This window comes from Nocardia sp. NPDC005825, from assembly GCF_040630175.1.
In the GTDB taxonomy this organism is placed as follows: Bacteria; Actinomycetota; Actinomycetes; order Mycobacteriales; family Mycobacteriaceae; genus Nocardia.
The window spans coordinates 456,502-480,025 of sequence record NZ_JBEXXC010000004.1 but is presented as its reverse complement, the minus strand read 5'-3'; the positions used below and the strand labels follow the sequence as shown (position 1 = coordinate 480,025).

27 protein-coding genes are annotated in these 23,524 nt (G+C 69.3%); 12 read left to right on the top strand and 15 right to left on the bottom strand.

The window, feature by feature from the left end; all coding sequences use genetic code 11:
- Nucleotides 1-79 precede the first annotated feature (79 nt).
- Nucleotides 80-280, top strand: a complete 201-nt coding sequence (locus ABZ382_RS14485) for a cold shock domain-containing protein (protein WP_033085228.1) — start codon at nucleotides 80-82, stop codon at nucleotides 278-280.
- A gap of 153 nt (nucleotides 281-433) precedes the next feature.
- Here the strand turns inward: ABZ382_RS14485 and ABZ382_RS14480 are convergent, their stop codons facing one another.
- Entirely contained in the window at nucleotides 434-1,201 is a 768-nt protein-coding gene (locus ABZ382_RS14480) for an SDR family NAD(P)-dependent oxidoreductase (RefSeq protein ID WP_040802270.1), read from the bottom strand.
- Nucleotides 1,202-1,341: 140 nt separating this feature from the next.
- On the opposite strand from ABZ382_RS14480, the gene ABZ382_RS14475 reads away from it, so the two are divergent.
- Together ABZ382_RS14475 and ABZ382_RS14470 are read left to right on the top strand one after the other, a co-directional pair.
- Nucleotides 1,342-2,250: an SDR family NAD(P)-dependent oxidoreductase gene (locus tag ABZ382_RS14475; RefSeq protein ID WP_357088376.1), complete on the top strand. Its 909-nt coding sequence runs from the start codon at nucleotides 1,342-1,344 to the stop codon at nucleotides 2,248-2,250.
- A 28-nt stretch (nucleotides 2,251-2,278) separates the two neighbouring features.
- Nucleotides 2,279-2,923: a TetR/AcrR family transcriptional regulator gene (locus ABZ382_RS14470; protein ID WP_357088373.1), complete on the top strand. Its 645-nt coding sequence runs from the start codon at nucleotides 2,279-2,281 to the stop codon at nucleotides 2,921-2,923.
- Here ABZ382_RS14470 and ABZ382_RS14465 read toward each other — a convergent pair.
- From ABZ382_RS14465 to ABZ382_RS14455, 3 genes are all read right to left on the bottom strand, one after another.
- Nucleotides 2,864-3,604 carry a TMEM165/GDT1 family protein gene (locus tag ABZ382_RS14465; RefSeq protein ID WP_357088371.1) on the bottom strand — a complete coding sequence of 247 codons (741 nt, stop codon included), beginning with the start codon at nucleotides 3,602-3,604 and terminating at the stop codon, nucleotides 2,864-2,866. The two genes, ABZ382_RS14470 and ABZ382_RS14465, sit on opposite strands and share 60 nt — an antisense overlap.
- A 291-nt stretch (nucleotides 3,605-3,895) precedes the next feature.
- Nucleotides 3,896-4,417: a peptidase gene (locus ABZ382_RS14460; RefSeq protein WP_357088368.1), complete on the bottom strand. Its 522-nt coding sequence runs from the start codon at nucleotides 4,415-4,417 to the stop codon at nucleotides 3,896-3,898.
- Between the two features lie 179 nt (nucleotides 4,418-4,596).
- Complete coding sequence (locus ABZ382_RS14455) at nucleotides 4,597-5,220, bottom strand: superoxide dismutase (protein WP_357088365.1); 624 nt, start codon at nucleotides 5,218-5,220, stop codon at nucleotides 4,597-4,599.
- Nucleotides 5,221-5,423: 203 nt separating this feature from the next.
- Here ABZ382_RS14455 and msrA point away from each other — a divergent pair, with 203 nt between their 5' ends.
- Complete coding sequence (msrA, locus tag ABZ382_RS14450) at nucleotides 5,424-6,038, top strand: peptide-methionine (S)-S-oxide reductase MsrA (RefSeq protein ID WP_357088788.1); 615 nt, start codon at nucleotides 5,424-5,426, stop codon at nucleotides 6,036-6,038.
- Here the strand turns inward: msrA and ABZ382_RS14445 are convergent.
- Nucleotides 6,035-6,646 (bottom strand): hypothetical protein, encoded by a 612-nt coding sequence (locus ABZ382_RS14445; RefSeq protein ID WP_357088363.1) that lies wholly within the window; start codon nucleotides 6,644-6,646, stop codon nucleotides 6,035-6,037. The two genes, msrA and ABZ382_RS14445, sit on opposite strands and share 4 nt — an antisense overlap.
- A 349-nt stretch (nucleotides 6,647-6,995) precedes the next feature.
- Between ABZ382_RS14445 and ABZ382_RS14440 the strand changes: the two genes are divergently transcribed.
- From ABZ382_RS14440 to ABZ382_RS14425, 4 genes are all read left to right on the top strand, one after another.
- On the top strand, nucleotides 6,996-7,328 hold the full coding sequence (locus ABZ382_RS14440) for a rhodanese-like domain-containing protein (protein ID WP_357088786.1): 333 nt from the start codon (nucleotides 6,996-6,998) through the stop codon (nucleotides 7,326-7,328).
- An 18-nt stretch (nucleotides 7,329-7,346) separates the two neighbouring features.
- Complete coding sequence (locus ABZ382_RS14435) at nucleotides 7,347-8,438, top strand: DUF4328 domain-containing protein (protein WP_357088361.1); 1,092 nt, start codon at nucleotides 7,347-7,349, stop codon at nucleotides 8,436-8,438.
- Nucleotides 8,435-9,202, top strand: coding sequence for a glycerophosphodiester phosphodiesterase (locus ABZ382_RS14430; protein WP_357088358.1), 768 nt, complete (start codon nucleotides 8,435-8,437; stop codon nucleotides 9,200-9,202). Before ABZ382_RS14435 ends, ABZ382_RS14430 begins: the two co-directional genes overlap by 4 nt.
- A gap of 166 nt (nucleotides 9,203-9,368) precedes the next feature.
- Nucleotides 9,369-10,283 carry a DUF5926 family protein gene (locus ABZ382_RS14425; protein WP_357088356.1) on the top strand — a complete coding sequence of 305 codons (915 nt, stop codon included), beginning with the start codon at nucleotides 9,369-9,371 and terminating at the stop codon, nucleotides 10,281-10,283.
- A 129-nt stretch (nucleotides 10,284-10,412) separates the two neighbouring features.
- Here the strand turns inward: ABZ382_RS14425 and ABZ382_RS14420 are convergent, their stop codons facing one another.
- The 4 genes from ABZ382_RS14420 to ABZ382_RS14405 form a co-directional block, all read right to left on the bottom strand.
- Nucleotides 10,413-10,961, bottom strand: coding sequence for a ferritin (locus tag ABZ382_RS14420; protein ID WP_357088354.1), 549 nt, complete (start codon nucleotides 10,959-10,961; stop codon nucleotides 10,413-10,415).
- A gap of 92 nt (nucleotides 10,962-11,053) precedes the next feature.
- Nucleotides 11,054-12,157 (bottom strand): LCP family protein, encoded by a 1,104-nt coding sequence (locus tag ABZ382_RS14415; protein WP_357088351.1) that lies wholly within the window; start codon nucleotides 12,155-12,157, stop codon nucleotides 11,054-11,056.
- A 417-nt stretch (nucleotides 12,158-12,574) separates the two neighbouring features.
- The gene (locus ABZ382_RS14410; RefSeq protein WP_357088348.1) at nucleotides 12,575-13,369 is read right to left on the bottom strand and encodes a CPBP family intramembrane glutamic endopeptidase; all 795 of its coding nucleotides are present in this window, start codon (nucleotides 13,367-13,369) and stop codon (nucleotides 12,575-12,577) included.
- Nucleotides 13,370-13,393: 24 nt separating this feature from the next.
- The gene (locus ABZ382_RS14405; RefSeq protein ID WP_357088345.1) at nucleotides 13,394-14,164 is read right to left on the bottom strand and encodes a DUF2470 domain-containing protein; all 771 of its coding nucleotides are present in this window, start codon (nucleotides 14,162-14,164) and stop codon (nucleotides 13,394-13,396) included.
- 151 nt (nucleotides 14,165-14,315) lie between these two features.
- Here ABZ382_RS14405 and ABZ382_RS14400 point away from each other — a divergent pair, with 151 nt between their 5' ends.
- The 3 genes from ABZ382_RS14400 (at nucleotide 14,316) to ABZ382_RS14390 (ending at nucleotide 16,456) form a co-directional block, all read left to right on the top strand.
- Entirely contained in the window at nucleotides 14,316-14,735 is a 420-nt protein-coding gene (locus ABZ382_RS14400; protein ID WP_357088342.1) for a hypothetical protein, read from the top strand.
- 144 nt (nucleotides 14,736-14,879) lie between these two features.
- Nucleotides 14,880-15,797, top strand: coding sequence for a prephenate dehydratase (pheA, locus tag ABZ382_RS14395; RefSeq protein WP_357088339.1), 918 nt, complete (start codon nucleotides 14,880-14,882; stop codon nucleotides 15,795-15,797).
- Nucleotides 15,794-16,456, top strand: a complete 663-nt coding sequence (locus tag ABZ382_RS14390; RefSeq protein WP_357088337.1) for a histidine phosphatase family protein — start codon at nucleotides 15,794-15,796, stop codon at nucleotides 16,454-16,456. Before pheA ends, ABZ382_RS14390 begins: the two co-directional genes overlap by 4 nt.
- On the opposite strand, the gene ABZ382_RS14385 is transcribed toward ABZ382_RS14390, so the two are convergent.
- The 6 genes from ABZ382_RS14385 to ABZ382_RS14360 form a co-directional block, all read right to left on the bottom strand.
- A complete protein-coding gene (locus ABZ382_RS14385; protein ID WP_357088334.1) occupies nucleotides 16,453-17,328 on the bottom strand; it encodes an ESX secretion-associated protein EspG in 876 nt (291 codons plus the stop codon). The two genes, ABZ382_RS14390 and ABZ382_RS14385, sit on opposite strands and share 4 nt — an antisense overlap.
- A complete protein-coding gene (locus ABZ382_RS14380) occupies nucleotides 17,325-18,434 on the bottom strand; it encodes a PPE domain-containing protein (RefSeq protein WP_357088331.1) in 1,110 nt (369 codons plus the stop codon). The genes ABZ382_RS14385 and ABZ382_RS14380 overlap by 4 nt, the downstream gene beginning before the upstream one ends.
- A gap of 12 nt (nucleotides 18,435-18,446) precedes the next feature.
- A complete protein-coding gene (locus ABZ382_RS14375) occupies nucleotides 18,447-18,758 on the bottom strand; it encodes a PE domain-containing protein (protein WP_357088328.1) in 312 nt (103 codons plus the stop codon).
- Nucleotides 18,759-18,841: 83 nt separating this feature from the next.
- Nucleotides 18,842-19,195, bottom strand: a complete 354-nt coding sequence (locus tag ABZ382_RS14370) for a metallopeptidase family protein (RefSeq protein ID WP_357088325.1) — start codon at nucleotides 19,193-19,195, stop codon at nucleotides 18,842-18,844.
- Between the two features lie 19 nt (nucleotides 19,196-19,214).
- Complete coding sequence (locus tag ABZ382_RS14365; RefSeq protein ID WP_357088322.1) at nucleotides 19,215-20,375, bottom strand: septum formation family protein; 1,161 nt, start codon at nucleotides 20,373-20,375, stop codon at nucleotides 19,215-19,217.
- A 69-nt stretch (nucleotides 20,376-20,444) separates the two neighbouring features.
- Complete coding sequence (locus ABZ382_RS14360; RefSeq protein WP_357088321.1) at nucleotides 20,445-22,034, bottom strand: GMC family oxidoreductase N-terminal domain-containing protein; 1,590 nt, start codon at nucleotides 22,032-22,034, stop codon at nucleotides 20,445-20,447.
- A gap of 154 nt (nucleotides 22,035-22,188) precedes the next feature.
- On the opposite strand from ABZ382_RS14360, the gene serS reads away from it, so the two are divergent.
- Nucleotides 22,189-23,448, top strand: coding sequence for a serine--tRNA ligase (gene serS, locus ABZ382_RS14355; protein ID WP_357088318.1), 1,260 nt, complete (start codon nucleotides 22,189-22,191; stop codon nucleotides 23,446-23,448).
- Nucleotides 23,449-23,524 lie beyond the last annotated feature (76 nt).

Below are 23,524 nucleotides of genomic sequence, written 5' to 3'. Positions count from 1 at the left end.
AAGCCGCCTTCTGATCGACCCGGGTATCGCAGCCGCGACGCCCACGCAATAAAAAGAAACACCTCGTCAGGAGAAGGTAATGGTTCAGGGCACCGTCAAGTGGTTCAACGCGGAGAAGGGCTACGGCTTCATCGCCCGCGAGGACGGCCCCGACGTTTTCGTCCACTACTCGGAGATCGAGGGCAACGGCTACCGTCAGCTCGAGGAGGGCCAGGCGGTCTCGTTCGAGATCACCGAGGGCAAGAAGGGCCCCCAGGCGGCCGCTGTTCGCCCGCACTAAGGGAGGCCGCGGGGTCGCACCCCGCTCCCCACACGTGAAATAACAAGGCCCGCACCGAATTCCGGTGCGGGCCTTGTGCTGTCTGGGGGTCCGGGGGCTGGGCCCCCGGAATCCCTTACGGGGGTTTGGGGGCGAAGCCCCCGAGACTCAGCGTCAGCGCGGAGCCATGCGCAGCGCGCCGTCCATGCGGATGGTCTCGCCGTTCAGGTAGTCGTGCTCGGTGATGTACTGCGCGAGCTGCGCGTACTCGTCCGGGCGACCCAGGCGGGACGGGAACGGCACGCCGGACTCGAGGCCCTTGCGGTACTCCTCCGTGACACCGGCGAGCATCGGGGTGTCGATGATGCCGGGCGCGATGGTGTTCACGCGGATGCCGAACTGCGCGAGGTCACGCGCGGCCGGGATGGTCATGCCCGCGACGCCGCCCTTGGAGGCGGAGTAGGCGATCTGCCCGATCTGGCCCTCGAAGGCCGCGACCGAGGCGGTGTTGATGATGACGCCGCGCGAGCCGTACTCGTCGACCGGATCGGTCTTGGCGATGGCGTCGGCGGCCAGGCGCATGACATTGAAGGAGCCGAGCAGGTTCACGGTGATGACCGTGCGGAACAGCTCGAGGTCGTGCGGGCCGTTCTTGGACAGGATGCGTCCCGCCCAGCCCACACCGGCGCAGTTGACGACGATGCGCAGCGGCACACCGGATTCCACGACCTTGGCGACCGCGGCGGCCACCTCGTCACCGCTGGTGACGTCGGTCGGGATGAGGGTGACGCCGGCCGGGACGCTGTCACCCGCACGCTCGATGGACTGAGCCAGATCCAGGCCGAACACGGTGGCGCCCGCATCGGCGAAACGCTTGGCGGTGGCCGCACCCAGACCGGAAGCACCTCCGGTGACAATGGCGGCGGAGCCCGAAATCTCCACGGTTTGGTCCTCTCGACAAGGGACGGCCCTCTCGCTGGCCATCCGTCAATAGGCACCCTAGCGGGACTGTGTGCGGGCCTACACAACAGGCTCTCGAGATTTGCGAACACGGGTGTTCGTCTAAGTGGTAGTTTCAGCTCATGAACGCCAGCACGGTCGGTCATCGCCGTGGTTTCCGCCGCCGGATCCCGCGCGTGGCCGGCAAACGCATTCTGATCACGGGCGCGGCCCGCGGCATCGGGGCCGCTCTCGCCCGTCAGTTGCACGCGCACGGGGCGCACGTCGCACTGCTCGGCATCGAGGAGACGCTGCTGGCCCAGGTCGCGAGCGAATGTGGCGACGCGCCCTGGCGGTACTGCGATATCGGCGACCCGGCCCAGGTGGAACGGGTGGTGAACTCGCTGACCGCCGAGCTGGGCGGCCTGGACGCGGTGGTCTGCAACGCGGGCATCGCCCGGCAGCTATCCCTGCTCGGCGGCGACCCGACCGTGCTCGAGGAGACTCTCGCCGTCAATGTGCTGGGCGTCTACTACACGATGCGCGCCGCCGGACCGCACATCGCGCACCCGGGCGGCTACATCCTGATCGTCTCCTCGCTGGCCGCCGCCATCCATCTACCCCTGGCGGGTGCGTACAGCGCCTCCAAGGCCGCGGTCGAGGCGCTCGGCGACACCTTGCGCATCGAATTGCGGCATACCGGGGCCAAAGTGGGCCTGGCCTATTTCGCCGAACTCGACACCGAGATGACCACCCGCGGCTTCGGCACCGAGGCCGCCCGCAGCATTCTGGGCCGGTCCACCGTCTCCGGCGTCGCCCCGCTGGGCCCGGCCATCGACGCCTGTGAGCGGGCGCTGGCCCGCCGTTCCCGCCACATCGTCTCGCCGTATTGGGTGAGCATGGCGCTGTGGTGCCGTCCGCTCACCCAGCACCTGATCGACTTCTCGCTGCGCCGGGGTGTAGCGAGTGGACTGGCCATCGCCGATACGGAACCAACGGGGTTCACCACCGAGCAACCGGCCCGGCCCCGCAGAATGAGAAAGCTCGCCTGAACGACCGAGGCCACTTGGAGTCCCGCGTATGACCGAATCGGCAACCCGCCAACTTCCCCGCGGCCGGCACGGCCTGCCCCGGGAGCACGTGGTGGCCGCCCAGCGCGACCGCATCCTGGCCGCCATGGCCGAGGCGATGACCGAGAACGGTTATGTCGGAACACCGGTGGCCGCGGTCATCAAGCGCGCGGGGGTTTCCCGTGAAACCTTCTACGAGCAATTCCGTTCCAAGGAGGACTGTTTCGAGGCCGCCTACGAGCGCGCCACGGAACTCATGCTGACCGGCATCCTGGCGGCCACCGGCGCCGAGTTCGACGGGGAGACCCGCACCGAACGGATGGAACGGCTGCTCGGCGCGTACCTGGAGGCACTGGCCGCCCAACCGGCGTACGCCCGGGTGTTTCTCGTCGAGGTGTACGCCGCCGGCCCGGATGCCATCGCGCGGCGCACCCACCTGCAGGAAACCTTCGTGGCCATGGTCGCCGACGTGCTGGGCGCCGAGACCGAGTCGCAGCGTTTCGCCTGTCAGACCCTGGTCGCGGCGCTGAGCTCGATGGTCACCGCGCGGATCGCGGTCGGCGACCCGGAGGGATTGCGCGAATTGCGCGCGCCGCTACTGGACCTCGTGCGGCGCAGCGGGGATCTGTTCGGCGACAACGTGCTCGGCGACTGATCCGGCCGGGGTCCCGGCGCGGCGGCGCAGCACCAGCAGCACGCCGCCGGCGAGGGCGGGCAGCGCCAGCGACAGCAATGCGGCCAGCGGAGTGCCCAGCTCGTGCGCGAAGGCCTCGAGCAGGGTGAGCGCACCGAAGTACAGGAACAGCAGGCCCGAGCAGACCGCGATGATCCGCTCCGGGATGTGCTTGCCGACGGTCACGCCGATCACGATGGCCAGTGCGCCCGCGGCCACCATGCCCGCGACCGAACCGATCCACACCGCGACCCAGTTGTTGTTGGTGGCCAGTGCCATGGTGGCGAACATGGTGCGGTCGCCGAGCTCGGCGAGCAGGAAGGCCGACAGCACGACCAGGAACGCGGACCGGGACCTGACCTGCGGCGCGACCTCGTCCTCGGCGTCCGAGGAGTTCGTCAGGGTCTCGCGCAGGGTCCAGAGGCCGACGCCGATCAAGGTGGCGGCGGCGAACAGCGAGATGACACCGGTCGGCAGGGCCGCACCGAGGAAGTGGCCGACGCCGACCGCGATCAGGTTCACCAGCACGCTGGCGACGGTGATGCCGGACAGCACGGTCCACCAGTGGTAGCGCAGCGCGAAGGTCAGCGCCATGAGCTGAGATTTGTCGCCCAGTTCGGCGAGGAACAGCACGCCGAAACTCAGCAAAATCGTGGCGATCATGAAGTCAGCTCCCAGGTCTCCGGCCTGTCGGCTGAATGCGGGGGCGCTTCAGCCGACACCGCACCGGTAAATCGGTTTGGTTCTTGTCGGCCGAAGGTCTCGCCCACCGGACGACTCCGGTTCACGCGCCGGATCCCGGGGGATCAGTATGTCGACGGCGTGATTGGGGGCTACTCCCCTTCGCTCGGGGGCAACTTTACTCCGGCAAACCGGGCGCATGCAAACCGCTGTCATCCAAATCGCAATGCGCGCAATAAGTTTGGCGATGCTGCCGAAAGGTTTCGGGTTCCCTTACGCGGCCAGCAGCATAGCCAGAACCGCGGTGTCGGGATCACTGATCGGATCCACCCCGACCCGCGAAACCATCGAGGTCACCGCACCGTCGGAATCGGTCTCCACCCAGGCCGCGCGGTGTTCCAGTCCGAGGTGCGGCAGGCCCGGCAGCAGTAGGCAGCCCGAGGCCGCGCCCGAGCACTCGGGCAGTGAGGGGCGCGTTTCGCGCGGCGGATGCAACATGATCAAGGCGGGTGGCACATGTCCGGCAAACCTGCCGGGCTGCAACGCTTCGTCTCCGAGCACGGGCCCTTCCGCGATCACCAAACCCACCATGGCCGGGTCGGGGTCGTCGGGCAGCTCTTCCCGTGCTCCGAACACCGTCGAGGTGGGCAGCAGGCCCGGCAATCCGGCCACCCGCACGGCCAGTACCAGCAGTTGCGCCCATTCCTTCGTGGAGTCGGGCCAGCGTCCGGAGATCACGAATCCTTGCAGCGAACCATGGGCCTGGAAGGGCATGACGCCGATCTGACCACTCATGATGTGCCTCCCGAACTTCCCAGGGGGCGGCTGTGCCCGGTGTTGCCAGTGGGAACACCAGGTTGTACCCGAAGCTAACTGGCACACAAGTACCAAAGAGTGCTAGCACCCGGCCCCCTGAAATGCCGAAAGGCCCGCGAACCGACCGGTTCGCGGGCCTCCGCAAGCATGAGCGGGCGTCAGCCGAAGATCAGGCCCTTGCCCTGCGAAACCGCCTTGGAGTAGCGGTCCTGGATCTCCGCCCAGTTGACGACGTTCCAGAACGCCTTCACGTAGTCGGCCTTGACGTTCTTGTACTGCAGGTAGAAGGCGTGCTCCCACATGTCCAGGCCGAGCAGCGGGATGATGCCGAGCGGCACGTTGCCCTGCTGGTCGGTGAGCTGGAAGGTGAGCAGCTTGTTGCCCAGGGTGTCGTAGCCCAGCCAGGCCCAGCCGGAGCCCTGCAGGCCGTTGGCCGCGGCGGAGAACTGCGCGACGAACTTGTCGAAGGAGCCGAACTCCTCGTCGATGGCCGAGGCCAGGTCGCCGACCGGCTTGTCGCCGCCGTCCTTGGACAGGCTCTTCCACCAGATGGAGTGGTTCACGTGGCCACCGAGGTGGAACGCGAGGTTCTTCTCGTTGAGGAAGATGGCGGCGTGGTCGTCCTTGGCCCGCGCCTCTTCCAGCTTCTCGAGGGCAGCGTTGACGCCCGCGACGTAGGCGGCGTGGTGCTTGGTGTGGTGGATCTCGTTGATCTGCCCGGAGATGAAGGGCTCCAGGGCGCTGTAGTCGTAATCGAGTTCTGGCAACGTGTAAACAGCCACGATGTCCCTTTCCGTGTCGGGGGGCCGCGTGCCCTCGGCATGATCCGAGGCGCACCCAACCATCATTCGTACACCCGCTCGTTCGCAACCGGGCTGCGTGCCCCCACATTCCGGCCCAGATATATATCCCACACGTCCCGTAGCCTGGAGTCATGTCGTGGTACGACGAGTTCGTCGGTCGCTTGCGACTGCCGGAGCCGACCATGGTGACTCCCGGGCAAGCTCTGCCCGGGCGTTCCGAACCGCTGGTCGTGCCCGGCAAGCACTACGTCAGTGGTCATTCCCTCAAACCCCCGTTCCCGGCGGGCACGCAGCTCGCGGTGCTGGCCATGGGCTGTTTCTGGGGCGCCGAGCAGGGGTTCTGGGAATTGGAGGGCGTGTACTGCACGGCCGTGGGCTACGCGGGCGGCTACACCCCGAACCCGACCTACGAGGAAACCTGTTCGGGCCGTACCGGTCACACCGAATGCGTACTGGTGGTCTTCGATCCGCGGGTGATCGACTACGCCGCGATCCTGCGGCGGTTCTGGGAGCACCACGATCCGACCCAGGCCATGCGGCAGGGCAATGATCGCGGCACCCAATACCGTTCGGCCGTCTTCACCCTCGACGACGAGCAGGCGCGGACGGCCGCGGCGTCGCGGGCCGACTATCAGGAACGCTTGTCGGCGGCCGGGTTCGGGGAGATCACCACCGAGATCGCCCCGCTCCCGGACCTTTCCGCGTTCTTCTACGCCGAGGGCTATCACCAGCAGTACCTGGCGAAGAACCCCGGCGGTTACTGCCCCGATCACGCGACCGGGGTGACCGCCGCCTAGAGCGCCGGGACCACGTCCGGCCGCTGGGTGCGCGGGTCGCCCGCGTCGTGGGCCTGCCACCAGCGCACGCCGCCGGCGATGAACTCCGGCAACGGGATCGGGCGGCCGTGCTTGTCGGTGACCTCGGCGGCGTCGAACCAGACGCGGATGTCGAGTTCGCGCGGGTCGATGCCCTCCTCCTGGGAGAACTCCATCAGGTGGGCGCCGGGTTCGTCGCGCAGCACCGTGTCGAAGCTGAGCAGCTTGCGCCACTGGTTCCAGGAGCTGTCGCTGAGGTCGACGAAGTCCCACCCGTGCAGTGCGCCGCCGCCGAAGCTGTTCACGGCGTCGTGCAGGCCGTCGACGGTGAGCGGGAGCACAACCGGCTCGAGGTCGTCCCAGCGCTGGCGGCGCAGGGAGGCGGCGATCCGGCTGACGCCGAGGAGGTTGAGGTAGATGTCGCAGTCGGCTGGTGGCGGGCCGTCCGCGGGGAGGGTCAAGACGTCCAATTCCAGCCTCAGCGTGGCCGCCGCCGGATCGACGTCGATGCCGAGGCAGGTTGCCTCCGACAGCGCGAGGTTCAGTCCCTTGATATCCAGGTCGTCGAGTAGCCCCCTGCTCACAGTCATAGCGCCAGGCTACCGATCTTGCCTGGCCGGACCGTGTATTTCCGGTTTTCTCTAGTTATGTCGTTTTTTTCCGGTGCGAATGGAACCGTGGGCCGACCTGCGGCGTCAGACTGGATGAGGCCTTCTGAGACAGGCCTTCGGGTCGGCCGCTCCGGAACGGGGAGGGGACTTCCGGATCGGCCGACCCGGACGAATCAGTCGTCCATCAACCTGTGGATCAGGTTGTGGATTATGTGGATAACTCTCGAAACCAACCTTGTGCAGGTACGGAACTCCACAGCCCTCGCGCGCGCGTGGCAGGATCGAAACCGTGACGAACCCCCACGTGCCCTCGGTGCCCATCGATGAGGTGCCCGCGGAATTCGACGCCGCGGACGGCTGGGGCTCCGCCGCGCCCGCGCCCGCCCAGCTCCTCGACGTCCGCGAGGACGACGAGTGGCAGCTCGGCCGCGCGCCCGGCGCCATCCACATCCCCATGACCGACGTCCCGGCCCGGCTCGACGACCTGGACATCGACGCCGAGATCTTCGTGATCTGCCGGCAGGGCGGCCGGTCCATCGCGGTGGTGGAGTTCCTGAACCAGATCGGTTACGAGGCGATCAATGTCTCCGGTGGCATGGTGGCCTGGCAGCAGACCGGCCGTCCGCTCACCGGGGACGGTCCCGAGGCGAAGATCTACTAGGCGCGGAGAGGTGGAGCGATGAACGGGGGACAGGTGGGCCGATCGCGATCCGCCGTCGTACAGCCGTGCGCCCGCTGTGGCGCCCGCTGGGCGGTCCAGGGCAAACCGCTGCACTGGTGCCCGCGCTGCCACGGCGTGCTGTTGTCACCGGCCCCGGTGGACGCGCCCGCCGACCGCCGCAACTACCGCTGGGTGGCCCGCCCGCCGGGCCGCAAATCCGCTGCTGCTCAGCCCGTCCGGCGCCCGGGTTCCGCGGTGACGCCGCGCTATCAGCAGATTCCGCGCTGGGGACTGCACGACCGGCCCCCGGCCGAAGCTCCCGAGCCGTACCGCCCGCTGGCCGCGTGGACCGACCGGTTGGACCGGTTGCTCATCGTGACCGCGGCCGTCTTCGTGGTGGCGGCCTTGGCCGAACTGGGTCGCTACGGGATCCTGCTGCGCAATCGCACCCGCCTCATCCAGCCCTGGCTGCTGTGGATCTCCGATGCGGCCGTAACCGTCTCGGCGATCCTGGCGCTGGCGCTGGCCCTGCTGTCGGCGGTGGCGCTGGTCGGCTGGCTCGCCGAGACCCGCCGAGCCGCGTACGCGAATGTGGGCGAGTCGGATTCGCGGTCGCTGCTGTCGCTGGTGCTCGGCTGTGTGGTGCCGGTCGCGAACCTGATCTGGCCGGGCATCTTCCTGACCGAGGCGGCGCAGCGCACCGGCGACGGTGATCCGCGGTTGCTGCGCGCGGTCCGGATCTGGTGGGCCGCTTGGCTGTCGAACGCGGTGCTGGTGCTGGTGGCGCTGGGCTACCGATGGGCGGATTCGCTGCAGGTGCAGGCCGACGGCGTGCTGGTGGCGATGTGGACGGATCTGGTCGCGGCCGGTGTCGCGGTGGCCTCCCTGGGTCTGGTGCGCGCGTTCGCGGGCCTGGATCTGCAGGGTCGTCCGAAGACGCCGCGCCGCTGGCTGATCGCGACCGGACCGGCGCGCCCGGTGATCGAGCCCGTGCGGCGCGCGCCCGCGGCTCCGGTCGGGGATGATGCTGTGGTCGGGGATGAGGCCGCCGCCGGGAACGCTGTACAGGCAGCTCCGGACGCGGAGCAACAGGAGGTAGTGGCGAAGTGAGCCGGGCCAGTCGCGCGCCGTTCGTGGTGGCGCACCGGGGGGCGTCCGCGGCGCGACCCGAACACACCCTCGCCGCCTACGATCTCGCCCTGCAGGAGGGCGCCGACGGCGTCGAATGCGATATCCGCCTGACCCGCGACGGGCACCTGGTCTGCGTGCACGACCGCACGGTGGACCGCACCGCGAACGGGACCGGCGCGGTCAGCGAGATGACGCTGGAGGAGCTGAAGGCCCTGAACTTCGGCACCGCCGCGGAACCGGAGGGCGTGCTCACCCTGCGCGAACTCATCGAGCTGGTGCTGGACTGGAAGAGCCGGCCCACCAAGCTGTTCATCGAGACCAAGCACCCGGTCCGGTACGGCGCACTGGTGGAGACCACCCTGCTGAACGAGCTGAACCACTACGGCATCGGCGCGCCCGCCTCCGCGGATCACTCACGCGCCGTGGTCATGTCGTTCGCCGCGACCGCGGTCTGGCGGATCCGCCGCGCGGCCCCGCTGTTGCCGACGGTGCTGCTGGGCGAGTCCTCGCTGTACCTGTCCGGCGGCGCGGCGCACACCGTCGGCGCGACCGCCATCGGCCCGTCGGTCCGCACCCTGCGCGAGCACCCGGATCTGGTCGACAAGGCCGCCGCCGCGGGCCGTGCCACCTACGTCTGGACCTGCGACGACCCCGAGGACATCCAGCTCTGCGCCGACCTCGGCGTGGACTGGGTGGCCACCAACCACCCCGCCCGCACCAAGGCCGTGCTCACCGCCGCATAGTCCTCGCCCCGAGGAGAATTCCCCGAAGTTCGCGGCCGTCCCGATTCTGGACTGACGGAGCGGGGGAGCGAAGCGGAGGAGCGGAGGAGGGAAGAATCGGGACCAGGGGCCGCGAACCCTGCCCGGAGCGAAGCGCAGGGCCGAAGACACAGTAGGTTCTGGACCTATGGGTAAGAGCAAGCGCAACAGTCCCAAGCCGGACTCCAATCGGGCGCAGAAGCTGGCCGCTCGCCGTGCCGAGCAGGAGGCGGCGGCGTCGACGGTGACGCGGCCCTTCGCGGGCTTGGCCGCGGAATGCGATCTGGTCGCGCTACGGGAGTTCGTGCCGTCGGCGACCGCGACCTTGAAGCTGGCGCCGAGCGTCGGCGCGGAGCGTGAGGTCACCCTCGCCACCGTGCTGCCGGGCGCGGTGGCCGCGCTGGTGCGGGCCGGTGACGAGCCGGTCGGTTTCGTTGGCACGCAGGTGCAGTTCCAGTCCGCGGATCCCGCCGCGGATCTGGCCGCCGCCATCCTGTGGACCCAGTCCGCCACCCCGGGCGACTCGCTCGCCTCCGCCAGCGTCGGCGGCGCCCCGCTGACCGAGGTGCTGGATTCCGGTGCGGCCCTGGACCTCACGGTGCACCAGGACTTCAACTGGTGGGTGCCCGCGGGCGTCACCCCGGACCCGCAGGTGGCCGCCACCATCGAGCAGGCCAATCGGGCCATCATGCCGTCGGCCCGCCTGGAGCTGGGCGCGGACGCGATCGGTGCGGCCTGGTGGGTCGACGCCGGCGAGAAGGCGCACATCCGCTGGGTGCGCCCCGAGGACGAGGACCAGCTGATGCTGGCCCTGGCCCGCCTGCACGCCGCCGGTGATCTGCACCTGGGCGAGGGTTCGCGGTTCGCGGGCTCGTTCCGCACCCACGGCCTGCTGGTGCCGGTCTTCGACCTGGACCGCGAGCGCCACGCGAGCGAATGGGAAGCCCCCGCACGCGAATTCGGCGCGAAGCTGGCGGCCGCGCTGAAGTCGGACGCCCCGCTGACCTCCGACGAGCGCCGTTCCCGTGACGGCCTGCGTTCGCGTCAGGTCACCTTGCGCTGACCGTCCGCGGATTTCCGCGCGATACGGCAACAGGCCCGGTCCGAAGTTTCGGACCGGGCCTGTGTCGTCTATCCACCGGACGGAGCCGAATCGTGTTCGGCCCCACGGGTTATTGCCGTGATTCGCCTGTTACAGCGAGCCACCCGCGGCGTGCGGCGCGCCGGAAGCGTCCTTCGGGCTGCTCATTTCCCGCTGCACGAAGTTCTCCAGGTCGAACAGATTCGCGCTGGCCCGCTCGGCGACGGTGAGCAGGGTCTTCATGGTGGCGACTTCCTCGACCTGCTCCTTGAGGAACCACTGCATGAACTGCTCGCCCTGGTAGTCGCCCTCTTCGCGGGCGGTCTTGGCGAGCTGGACGATCTGGTCGGTGACCGACTGCTCCTGCGCGACGGCGAGCGCGATCGGCTCCTTGGCGTTCGCGAAATGCGAAGTGGCGGAATCGACCCCGGGCATCTCGACACTGATGTCCTGGTCGATCAGGTACTGCGCGATCATCATCGCGTGATTGCGCTCTTCCACGGCCTGCTTGTAGAAATACTTGGCCAGGACCGGAAGATCGGCATTGTCGAACCACAATGCCACCGCGATGTACTGGTGCTCGGCATTGAATTCGTTGCGGATCTGATCCTGCAGCAGGGCCTGGAACTTGCTGCGCTTGGTCTGGGTTCGGGTGGACATGCGGAAGACATTAATCCTGGTAAAACCGCGTGTCATCCAAGTGCAGCCTTATTGAGTACAGCCTTATTGAGGCAAGTATTGCCTAATTCGAACTAACTTCCGACCGTGGTGATCAGGTCCGCCGGGATCTGTTGATCCTTGGCCAGCGCGTCGAAGAACGCACTCGCCTTGGTCTTGTCCCAGAGCAGCACATTGCCGCTGCCGGAGACATTCTCGAAGCCGCCGACCGGCACCGTCGTGGTGATCGGATCGTCGCTCAGCGCATTGCCCAGGCCCGCCAGATTCCACACGTGCGCACCGTCGTCGACTTTCAACGCCGAGGTGAGATCCCGTACCAGCGGCCAGGATCGGAACGGATTGGCCAGCGTGGCCGGGCTGGACGCCTTCTTCAACAGCGCGCTGAGGAATTTGCGCTGATTCAGCATGCGATCCAGATCGGCGCGCGGCGTGGCGCGGGAACGCACGAAACCCAGTGCGTTCGGGCCGCTCAGGGTCTGGCAGCCCGCCGGCAGATCGATTCCCGCCAAGGGGTCTTTCATCGGCTGGTCCAGGCACATATCGATGCCGCCGACCGCGTCCACGATATTGGCGAAGCCGCCGAATCCGATCTGCACGTAGTGGTCGATGTGCACGCCGGTCGCGCCTTCCACGGTGCGGGCCAGCAATTTCGCGCCGCCCACCGAGAATGCCGCGTTGAGCTTGTCCTTGCCGACGCCCGGGATGTTCACATAGGAGTCGCGCGGCAGGCTGACCAGCGTGGGCCGCCCCGATTTGGGGATGTGGACCAGGATCACGGTGTCGGTGCGTTCGCCCTCCACATCGGACCCGGTGGACAACTCGTCTTCCTGCGCCTGCGAAAGCCCCGCGCGGCTGTCGGATCCGACCAGAAGCCAATTCGTCCCGGGCGTGTCGCCGACCCGTCCGGAGTAGTCCGCGAGCACGTCGATCCGCGTCAGGTGGGTGTCGACATAGATGGCCGCCGCGATGGGCAGCACGAGCAGCACCACCAGCAGCGACAGGATCCAGCGGAACCAGTGCCGTTTGCGGCGCGGCCGGGCGCCGCGTGGGGGACGGCCGTCGCCGCCGCGGCGCTTGCCGGGGAGCGGCGGCGGGGGAGTGCGGGGCGGGTCCTCGTGGAAGGGGACCGGCTGTTGGGTGGGCGCGTGTCCCATGGGCGTCGCGGTCCGGGCGGGCATCCGATCACCCTGGGGCGGAACCCGATTCCCCGGGGGTGGCACGCGATTGCCCGGCGGCATCCGGTTCCCGGGCGGCCGCTGGCGCGGGTCGGGGTTCCGGGGCGGCGGCACCTGTGAATACGCCAGGGCCTGACCGGATTCATCGCGTCGGATCACCTGGGTTGGTTCTACCCGCGGGCCGCCGTCGTTAACGGGCGGGTCGTAGTTCCGCGCTCGATCGGGCATGGGTTGCCGTGGAGCCGAAGGCCGCTGTGGTTGCCCGGGATTCGCCATCGGGCGCTGCGGGTGGGCCGGGCGCTCCCCCGGACGTCCCGGCGGCGGCTCCCGGCGCATCCGTGCAAAGTGCTGGGGGTCGTCGCCGTTCATTACTGGAAACAGTACCGACCGCGCCCGCGCCGCGCCGCTTTCCGGGCGGATTCACGGCAGCCAGGAGACATGTCCGCGCAGGAAGGCGTACCCGAGGTAGGCGATGGTGTCGATGAGGGCGTGCGCGAGCAGCAGCGGCCACAGCCGGTTGGTGCGTTGCCAGTACCGCCCGAAGATCAATCCCATCACCAGGTTTCCGAGCCCGCCGCCGAGCCCCTGGTACAGGTGGTAGCTGCCGCGCAGGAGCGCCGACGCCAGCAGGGACCGGTTCTCGGTCCAGCCGAGCGCCCGCAGCCGGGTGATGAGATAGGCCACAACGAGCACTTCCTCGGCCGCGGAGTTGGCCCAGGCGGCCAGCACCAGCATGGGGAGTCGCCACCAGTGTTCGAGCGAACTGGGGACGATGGTCACACTCACGCCGAGGGCGTGCGCTGCCAGATACAGCCCCAGTCCGGGTATCCCGATCACCGCGGTGAGCAGCAGACCGGGCAGCACGTCGGCGCGCCAGCGCAGTGACCGTGCCAGCCCGATGGCCCGCGGCGCGATCCCGCTGCGCCACAACAGATATATCCCCAGCGCCGCCCATCCGAGCAGCCGCGCCACGCTCAACAGCTGGAACAGCAGGTCGATGGCCGATTGGGTGGCGCGTGAGGGATTGAGCGCCACCGTCTGCCCGCCGACCCCGCCGGGGGAGAGGGCGCTCTCCAGCAGTGACAGTGCCGCGTTGGCCCCGCTCAGCCCGAAGGTGACGACCAGCACCACCGCGATCTCGAGTGTGATCGCCCGGCGCGCCTGTTCGGACGACTCGGGCGCGGGCCAGACGGGCGCGGGATCAGCCGAAACCATGCCGCCAATCTAGGCGCGGCGGCGTCAGATCCGGTGCATCCCGCCGTGGAAGGGGTTGCCCGCCAAAGCGTGTACCGCGCGGCTGAGCGATTCGATGTCGTCGGCGGGGGCCTCGAAGGGGATGCGGACGTCGTGGTCGGCTTCGATCGCCTCGACGCGCAGGGTGACGCCGTACCGGTCGATGGCCAGCGGGTGGATGAGCGCGCCGCGGCGCAGGGCGTGCGGGAGGCGGCGGGCGAGCCGGTCGACCACGTCGGGGTGGTCGGCTTGAAGGTGTTGCAGCCAACCGGCTTCCAGCGCGCAGAACGGGTCGGGCCGGGCGTCGCGGAGTTGTTCGCGGTCGACCGAGGCGGCTCCGGAGGTGTCGGCCACTACGGCGGAGTCGATGACCAGCCGCAGCAGAGTCGCGGTGTGGCCGATGTCGAGCAGGTCGGGGTGCGGGTGGTCGGTGGCGATCGCCCCGGCGAGGGCGCGCTGTGCGTGCGCGGGCACCGCGTGGGCCCAGCCGCGCAGCCAGACCAGGGCGCGGACGCGTTCACGCAGGGCCAGTGGCGCCTGGTCGGTGAGTTCGAGCACCGCGGGGGAGCCGTTCACGCCGCAGCCGTGCACGAGTCCGGCGGCGGTGGAGTTCATCGGCACCGCCATCACCATGTCGCCGCACTGCCGCAGCAGGTGCACGGAGGTGGGCACGGGGTCGAGGCCGGGGAGGGCCAGGACCGCGTGTTCGGCGTGCGCGCAGGCGCTGTGCACGCGTTCGGCGGTAGTGGGCGCGACGACCTGGGCCGCGTGCGTCATGGACACCTCCGGGGGTGAATTAGGTAAACCTAAGCTAAGTGACGCAGGTCGCTCGCGCAAGACGTTCCCCCGCACGCCGGGACCGCGCCGCCCCGCCGCCCGCCCTCGGGGTCGAGGTCAGGCGGCCTGCCGGGGCCATTACGGTGGGGGCGTGCCGCACGATTCATCGCACGCGCCCGAACCGGTCGCGCTGAGCCTGTCCGTCCCGCCGCGCCCGGCGCGCGGGCTCACCGAGGACCTGGTCCGACCGCTCACCGCCGACCCGGGCGTCGAGATCCTGGACCTCGCCCTCGACGACGAGGCGGTCTCGGAGTTCCTGGTGCGAATCGTGCACGGCGACACCGGTTTCGTGGCCCGCACCGACTCCGGCGAGCGCGCCCTGGCCGCAGTCGCCGCGACCGTGGCCGCCCTCTGCGGCGAGGACATCCGCACCGCACTGACCACCCCCGACACCGCGTTCCTGACCGGCCTGCAGCCGCCCGCCGTCGAGGCGTTCCGCGATGTCCTGCTCGCCGTCGAGACCTCGGATGAGGTTGCCGTGCGAACCGGATTGGCGGTTCTGGGCGGCTGAATCCGCCCAGCCGCCGGTCTCAGGTCCGCCCTCCCGGCGTCCGGGCCTGCGGTTTTTATGGCGACACCGAGGATTTCGCCGAAAGTTACCCGGGAGTCGGACAAAGCGGGGGGTGACCGCGCGCACGCAAGTACTGTCGTAACCGTGCCGCGTATCGCCTACTTCGGGCCGTCGGGAACCTTCACCGAGATGGCCCTCGCCAAACTCGAGTCCACCGGAGCCTTCGATGGACCGGTCGAGCGTGTCCCCGCCCCGAGTCAGGGCGCTGCCGTCGAACTGGTGCGCGCCGGTAAGGCGGCGGGCGCGGTGGTGCCGATCGAGAGCTCGGTGGAGGGTTCGATCGCGCCCACACTGGACGCGCTGGCCGTCGGCCCGCGATTGCAGATCGTCGCGGAGACCGATCTGGATGTGGCGTTCACGATCGTGGGCCGCCCCGGCGTCGCGCTCGACCAGGTGCGCCGCATCGCCGCCTATCCGGTCGCGGCCGCGCAGGTGCGGATGTGGCTGGCCGTGAACATGCCACTGGCCGAGATGTACACCTCGGCCTCGAATGCCGCGGCCGCCGAGGACGTGGTGGCCGGGCACGCCGAGGCCGCGGTCTCCACCGCGCTGGCGGGCGAGCGCCTGAAACTGGACACCCTCGCCGACGGCGTCGCCGACGTGGAGCGCGCCGTCACCCGCTTCGTGCTGGTCGCGCCGCCGCGACCGGCCCCGGCGCGGACGGGTACGGATCGCACCTCGATCGTGCTGGAGCTGGCCAACGAACCGGGTTCGCTGATGCGGGCGTTCGCCGAGTTCGCCACCCGTGGAATCGATCTCACCCGCATCGAGTCCCGGCCGACGCGCACCGGCATGGGGACCTATCGCTTCTACCTGGACTGTGTCGGACACATCGACGACGCCGCCGTCGCCGAGGCCCTGAAGGCATTGCACCGCACCGCCGCCCGGATCCGGTTCCTCGGGTCCTGGCCCGCCACCGCGGCCACCGGCACCCCGCCGCCACCGGACGCGCCCGCCGCGGCCTGGCTGGCCGATCTGAAGAAGGGGGTGGCCGACCTGTGAGCGGCAAACTCATCCTGGTCCGCCACGGCGAGACCGAAGGCAATGTGGGCAAGATCCTCGACACCCGGCTGCCCGGGCTGCCGCTCACCGAACGCGGTGTGGCCCAGGCCAAGAACTTCGGCGCGAACCTGCTCGCGCCGCCGCAACAGCTGTTCTCGTCGCAGGCGCTGCGAGCCCGCCAGACCGGCGGCTACATCGAGTCCGCGACCGGCGTCGCGCTCAACGTGCTCGACGACCTGCAAGAAGTGCAGCTCGGGGACCTGGAGGGTCAGACCGGCCGGGACGCGCACCTGGCATTCCAGAAGGTCTATCACGCCTGGCATTTCGGTGATCTGAGCGTGCGGATCCCGGGCGGCGAATCCGGCGAGGACGTGCTCGCCCGCTACCTGCCCGCGCTGCGGCGACTACGCGACGACTACCTGACCCGGCCCGGCGCCGGCGATATCATCGTGGTCAGCCACGGTGCGGCCATGCGCCTGGTGTCGCGTGAACTCACCGGGGTGCCACGGCTTTTCGCCGCCAACAACCATCTCGACAACACCGAGACCATCGAGCTGCAGCCGTTCGAGGACGACACCTGGGAGTGCACCCGCTGGGGCCGCTTTCCCGCACCGTTCACCGGCGCCTTCGCCGGCACTGGCGACGACCCGATGGGCTAGGCCCCGAATTCGGCACGCAGGGGCAGGGATTCGACGAGATCCCGCAACGCCGTGCGCAGCCGGGCGGGGGTGCCGCTCGCGAAGGACGTCCACCGGGTCCCGTCGTCGGCGGCGGTCGTGATGGCGAGGAACCGGCCATGGCGGGTGTTGTACACGGCGAGGTGATTCCCGGCGACCTCACGCACGCCGTCGCCGTAGCGCACGCCGACGATCTCCGCGTGCGAATGCACCCGCACCAGCGCCGATGCGATGGCTTGCGCGTCCCGCGCCGGATCGCACACCGTGCTCAGCCGGGCCGCCGTGGTCGCGGAGTCGCCCGCGTCGTCGAAGATCGGCGCCAGATCCTCGGTGGGCGCGTGCATTCCGGACAGTTCCAGCGGATCGGCCGGGCCGAGCGCGGCCAGCACGGTGCCGGGGAGGTCATGGCTCGCCTCGTCGACGACATAGGACCCGGGGCCGCGCAGCGCGACCACCTCGATGTCGTCGCCCTTGGCGATACAGAGCCGATTGACCCGACCCTCGACGTACCAGCGCAATGCCAGCACCCAGTGCGGCCGGTAGAGCGCGCGCAGCCGTTCGGCGAGTTCCGGATGGACCTGGTTCGGGCTGGTCCGGGCAGCGCTGGAGGACCCGTCGCCGTCGCGGCCCGCAGCGGCCGGATCACCGTCGAGCAGTTCGCGTTCGGCCAGCGTGGTGGCCGCGGCGGCCATGGCGGCGTCGTGGTCGGCGGCATTGTCATAGCGCCCCAGGGCATTCAGCACCACGGGCAGCTCGTCGATCCCCAATGTCTGCTGGAGATACTGCATTTCGTCGAGCGACAACGTGACCGAGCCGAGCAGCGACGGCCCGCGGCCCGCGCCGAGGACGGTCACCGGTCGGCCAGGACGTCTGCGCCGATGACCGCGGGCCCGATCAACCGGCCGTCGGCGAAAACCTCCACCGATCGGCCGTAGTCGTGGCCGCGGTGTGTCTCCTTCTCGTCGGCGCTCTGTGTACCGAGCAGCGGGCCGGTGCCGCTCGACCGTATCGGCGCGGTGGCCGGAGTCGCGGCGGACGCGCCGATGGGTTCGGCGAGTTGTGCGGTGGGAGCCGTTGCACCGCCGGGGTTTCCGTGGCCCGCACCCCAGCCCTCGGGCAGACGCAGTGCGCCCGCGCCATTGCCGATATTCACTGATCCGCCATTGCCGGAGTAGGACACGGCCTGCGTGGTGAGCCCCGCCCCGCCGGCGGTCACGGCCGCCGCGGTGCCGGGCGGAATCGGCGTCCCGAATCCCTGAGTCGATGTCATCGCGTTGGCGACGGCCGTAATCGCGCTGCTCGCAACGTTTCCCACGCCGCTGACACCGCTGGCGGCGACTGTCCCGGCCACCTGGGCGACCTGTGCCAGCGCGCTCGTCAGGGGGAACGCGTCCCCACCCGCATTCGCCGTGCCCGCGCCCACCGCGATGGGCGGCGGCATCAGGAACTGTCCCGGCGTGGCGACCATCGAACTCGTCGCCGCCTCATAGGTTTCCATCACCAGCGCGGCGCGGATGTCGAGCGCCAGCTTCGCGGCCTCGGCGGCCTCCGCACTGCCGTTGAGCGCCCCGCCGGTCGAGTACGCGGCCACCCGCGCGGTCTCGACCAGCGCGATCTCCGGCAAGCTCGGCATGGCGATGGAGGCCACGGTGTACGCGGTCGCATTGGTGTCGGCCTTGCTCGACATCACGCCCGCCATGACGGCCTGCTGTTCGGCCCAGACGGTGAACCCGCCGAGCCGGGCCAGCACGTTCAGACCGTTGATGCCCTCGAGTCCGATCCCGATCTCGGCCATCACCCGCGCCACCGTGGCGGTGGCGTCCATCCAGGCGGCGGTGAGCCCGCCCCAGGCGCCGGCCGCGGCGGCGATCGGAATCGCGTGCGCCCCGGCATTGAGCGAGATGGAGTTGATCTCGGCCAGGCGAGGCAGCCAGAACACCCCCGTGATCCCCAAAGTCATACGTGTCTCCCCCTACACCTGGATCGCCGCGATATCGGCCGCCCGCACCGCGTCCAGGGCCAGGTACTGGGCCAGCTGGCTGCGCAGGGTCGCGGCGGCGTGGTGCAGTTCGAGAATGCCCTGGGCGACGGACCGGTCATGGGTCAGCGCGGCGGTGTTGAAGTGCGCGGCGGCCAGGAAGGACACCTCTTCGGTGCCGGAGGGGAGCACATGGGTCGCCGGCGCGGCCGCGCTCGCTGCGGCCGCCAGGCGTTCGGCGAGCAGGTCGAGTTCCAGGGCGGCCGCGAGGATCACCTCGGGCTGCACGAGGACGTGGCCAACCATGATCGGGCTCCCTCTCTACGTTCTTCCCCCGGCTATGGAGATTGGACGCAGAGGTCTGCCGACCGGTTCCCGGCTTCCCCGAATCAGCCCCATCCCAGCTGATGGAGCCGCTCGTCGTCGATCCCGAAATAGTGCGCTACCTCGTGAATCACCGTGATCGCCACCTCTTCGACCACCTCGTCTTCGCTGCCGCACATCTCGAGGATGGCGTCGCGATAGATGGTGATGGTGTCCGGCAGCGCACCCCCGTAGTGGCTGAAGTCCCGATCGGTGATGGCGATGCCGTGGTAGAGGCCGAGCAGGTGGGGGTCCTCGTCGCTGCGCGCTTCGATGAGAACCACCACATTGTCGATCGCCCGGGCCAGCTCCGGCGGAATCAGGTCGAGCGCGTCGCCGACCAGCTCCTCGAAGCGGTCGTCGGACATGGAGACGGGCATGACTGCTTTGTCTCCGGAACTAGCGGGGCTGGGGGATGACCGGCGGCACCGCGCCGGGCAGCGGCGGCGGGGTGTAGCGGCCGTTGTTGGGCGGCGGCACCGGGGCCTGACCGTCGATCTGGATGTCGCCCTTGGCCGATCCGGTGATGGCCGCGAAGCCCTCCTGATCCGCGCCCTTGCCGACCAGGCAGTTCAGGCTGCGGCTGCCGGCCACCCAGCTGCGGGTGTCGAGCGCGTCCCAGAACAGGGTGAGGGTCTTGTTGCGCAGCGCGTCGGGGGAGCCGAGGTAGTCGGTGGCGTCCTTGGCGCACTGGTCTTCCATGTACTTGTCCTGCTCGTCCTTCGACGGCGGGCCGCCGTTGAAGTGGGTGGCCAGGTCCACGGTGGAGACGATCTCGAAGGCGTGCGGCTGGGTGCAGTCGATCGGGTCGGTGGGCAGGTTCGACTTGATGCCGATGCAGGTGCCCACGTCGTAGACCTTGGACTGGTTGATGTCGCGCACGCTGCCGGTGATGGGCTTGGTGGCCAGGCCCTGGCTGCCGGAGACCTGCAGGCCGCAGCGCAGCGTCCGCTCGCCCGCCTTCCAGCCCGCCTCACCCGGATTGATCAGCCCGACAACGAATTTGCCGCGCGGGTCGAGCCGGCCGCCGAGGTACTCCTGGGCGGCGGACACGCAGTGCTCGTCGCGCAGTTCGGAGAAGCGCAGCGAGTCCGGGAAGCGGGAGCCGGGCCCGAACTCCTTGCCCGGGTACTTGCTCAGGTCGATGTCGGCGGTCACCTCGAACAGGTGCTTGCTGCCGCACTCCACCTTGGACAGGTCGCTGGCGTTGGACTTGGTCCAGGTCAGGCAGTCGCCCTCCTTGGCGGTGCCGAAGGCCGCGCCCGCGACGGCGCCGGTGGGCTGCGCGGCCCCCGGCGCGTGCGCCTTCACCCGGTTGGAGTCGAAGCCGTGCGAGACGAACATGGTGATGAGCACGGCGAGCGTGACGCCGACCGCCATGGCCAGCAACCCCCACCGCACGGTGGATGCCGAGAGCGGACCGTTCTTGTCCAGCTGGGCTTCCACCGCGCGGAAGGGCGTCAGCAGTCGATCCGTCGCCGTCGGCTTGCGACGGGACGGCGACCCGGGGCGCTGCGAGGACGGCGCGGACCACTGCGAAGGCGTCTTTTGCTCAGGCATCGCGGTCCATCATTGCAGCGCCACCCTGCCGCTGCCACGAACCACCGGCTTCGCACCCCCTGTGCCGTCTCAGGACAAGATCAAGTCCGCCGCCTTCTCGCCGATCATGACGGCCGGGGCGTGGGTGTGGCCGCGGGTGATCACCGGCATCACCGAGGTGTCGGCGACGCGCAGGCCCTCGATGCCGCGCACCCGCAGCTCCGGGTCCACCACGCTGGATTCGTCGCGGCTCATCGCGCAGGTGCCGACCGGGTGGTACAGCGTGTGCGAGTGGTCCTCGAGGCAGCGGCGCAGCACCTCGTCCAGCGCGGTGTCGGACGGGACGGCGGGCTGCATGAGCTCGCCGATGTGTTCCTTCAGCGAGGGCTGGCTGGCGATCTCGACACAGGTGCGCAGGCCGGCTAGCAGGGCGGCGCGGTCGGCGGGTTCGGCGCAGTAGCGCGGGTTGATGCGCGGCGCGACGAACGGATCCGGCGAGGTGATGGAGACGCTGCCGATGGATTCCGGCTTGAGCAGCACCGCGGCGAAGGTGAGCGCGTGCCCGTCGGGTTCGCCCAGGCCCTCGGCGATGTAGGGGGCGGGCGCGAAGATCAGTTCCAGGTCGGGCAGGTCGAGGTCCTCGCGGCTGCGGGTGAACCCGTACGCCTCACCGATGTTGGAGGTGAGCTGCCCGCGCCGCAGTACCAGGTAGTTGGCGAGTTCGAGCAGGTTCTTGTCCGCGCCGTAGAGGCTGCCGCCGGTGGTGCGGTAGACGATGGGGGCGGCCAGGTGGTCGCGCAGGCCGCGTCCGACCTCGGGCAGGTGCCGCACCACGGGGATGCCGAGTTCCTGGAGCCGGTCGCCGTCGCCGATGCCGGACAGCTCGAGCAGTTGCGGGCTGTTGATCGCGCCGCCGGACAGGATGACCTCGCGTTTGGCGCTGATCTGCTTGGTCTCGCCGCCGATCCGGAATTCCACGCCGATGGCGCGGGTGCCCTCGAACAGCACCCGGGTGGCGTGCGCGTCGGTGACGACGGTGAGGTTGCGGCCCTGCTGGCGGGCGGGCCGCAGGTAGGCGTCGGCGGTGCTCCACCGGGCGCCGCGCTTCTGGGTCACCATGGTCTGCGAGAACCCTTGCGGCCGATCGCCGTTGGCGCGTTCGACCGGGTATCCGGCTTCGGCGGCGGCCTGCAGGTAGGTGTGGGTGAGGGCGCGGGGGCTGCGCTGGCGGGAGATGTGCAGCGGTCCGTTGCGGCCTTCGCCGGGCTCGCTGGCCTCTTCCACGGATTCGATTCGCTGGAAGTAGGGCAGCACGTTCTCGAAGGACCATTCGGGTCCGGCGTAGCGGGCCCATTCGTCGTAGTCGGCGGCGAAGCCGCGCACCCACATCATGGCGTTCATGGAGGAGGATCCGCCGAGCATCTTGCCGCGCGGCCAGTAGACGCGCCGGTTGCTGAGCTCGGGCTGGGTCTCGGTCCGGTAGTTCCAGTCGTTGTCGCCCTGGAACAGCTGGTTGAACGCGGCGGGAATGTGCGCGAACTTGTCGTTGTCCTCGCCGCCGGCCTCCAGGACCACGACGCTGACGCCGGGTCGCTCACTCAGTTTCGCGGCCAGTGCGGCCCCCGCCGATCCGGCACCGACTACGACGAAATCGGCGGTGTGCGGGGTGTATTGGGGCATGGTGACTCCTCGGAAAGACCACGGCGGAGCCCCTCCCGGGCTCCTGCCGTCCCATCGGGCTAACCCTATGGCGGAAATCACCTGGTTGTGGGGTGGATGAATTGATCGGACCTACACGAAAACCGGTGGCGCCTTCCCACTAGGCTGAATACCCATGATCGACCTTCGATTCCTGCGGGAAAACCCCGACGTGGTCCGTGCTTCGCAGCGTGCTCGCGGTGAGGACCCGTCCCTGGTGGATGCCCTGCTCGAGGCGGATGCCGCCCGTCGCGCGGCGGTCGCGACGGCCGACAATCTGCGCGCCGAGCAGAAGGCCCTGGGCAAGAAGGTCGGCAAGGCTTCCAAGGAGGAGCGCCCGGCGCTGCTGCAGGTGGGCCAGGAGCTGTCGGCGAAGGTGAAGGAGGCGGAGGCGGCGGAGAACGCTGCCGACGTCGACCTCGACGCCGCCCAGCGCGCGTTGTCGAACGTGGTGCAGGAGGGCGCGCCCGCCGGCGGCGAGGACGACTACATCGTGCTCGAGACGGTCGGCACGCCGCGCGAGTTCGATTTCGAGCCGAAGGACCATCTGGATCTGGGCGAGTCGCTGGGCCTGATCGACATGGAGCGCGGCGCGAAGGTGTCGGGTTCGCGGTTCTACTTCCTGACCGGCAACGGCGCGCTGCTGCAGCTCGGCCTGTTGCAGCTGGCCGCGCAGAAGGCGACGGCGAACGGGTTCACCATGATGATCCCGCCGGTGCTGGTGCGCCCGGAGATCATGCAGGGCACCGGCTTCCTGGGCCAGCATTCGGCTGAGGTCTACCACCTCGAGGACGACGACCTGTACCTGGTCGGCACCTCGGAGGTGCCGCTGGCGGGTTACCACTCGGGAGAGATCCTGGATCTGAGCGCCGGTCCCAAGCGCTATGCCGGCTGGTCGTCGTGTTTCCGTCGCGAGGCGGGCAGCTACGGCAAGGACACCCGCGGCATCATCCGCGTGCACCAGTTCGACAAGGTGGAGATGTTCGTCTACACCACCCCGGAGCAGGCCGACGAGGAACACCGGCGGCTGCTGGCGTGGGAGCGGGAGATGCTGGCCGCCATCGAGGTGCCCTACCGGGTGATCGATGTGGCGGCGGGCGACCTGGGCAGCTCGGCGGCCCGCAAATTCGATTGCGAGGCTTGGGTTCCCACCCAGCAGACCTACCGCGAACTCACCTCGACCTCGAACTGCACCACGTTCCAGGCCCGTCGCCTGAATGTCCGGTACCGCGACGAGAACGGCAAGCCGCAGACCGCCGCCACCTTGAATGGCACATTGGCGACAACCCGCTGGATTGTCGCGCTGCTGGAAAACCACCAGCAAGCGGACGGTTCGGTGCGAGTGCCCGCTGCGCTGGTGCCTTTCGTCGGCTCCGAGGTTTTGGAGCCGCGCTGAGTATTCGCTACTCGGCGTGGCTTATTCCGCCGGATGTGTCTACCGCTGGCTGGGCTTGTGGCTAGGCTGGGCAGCG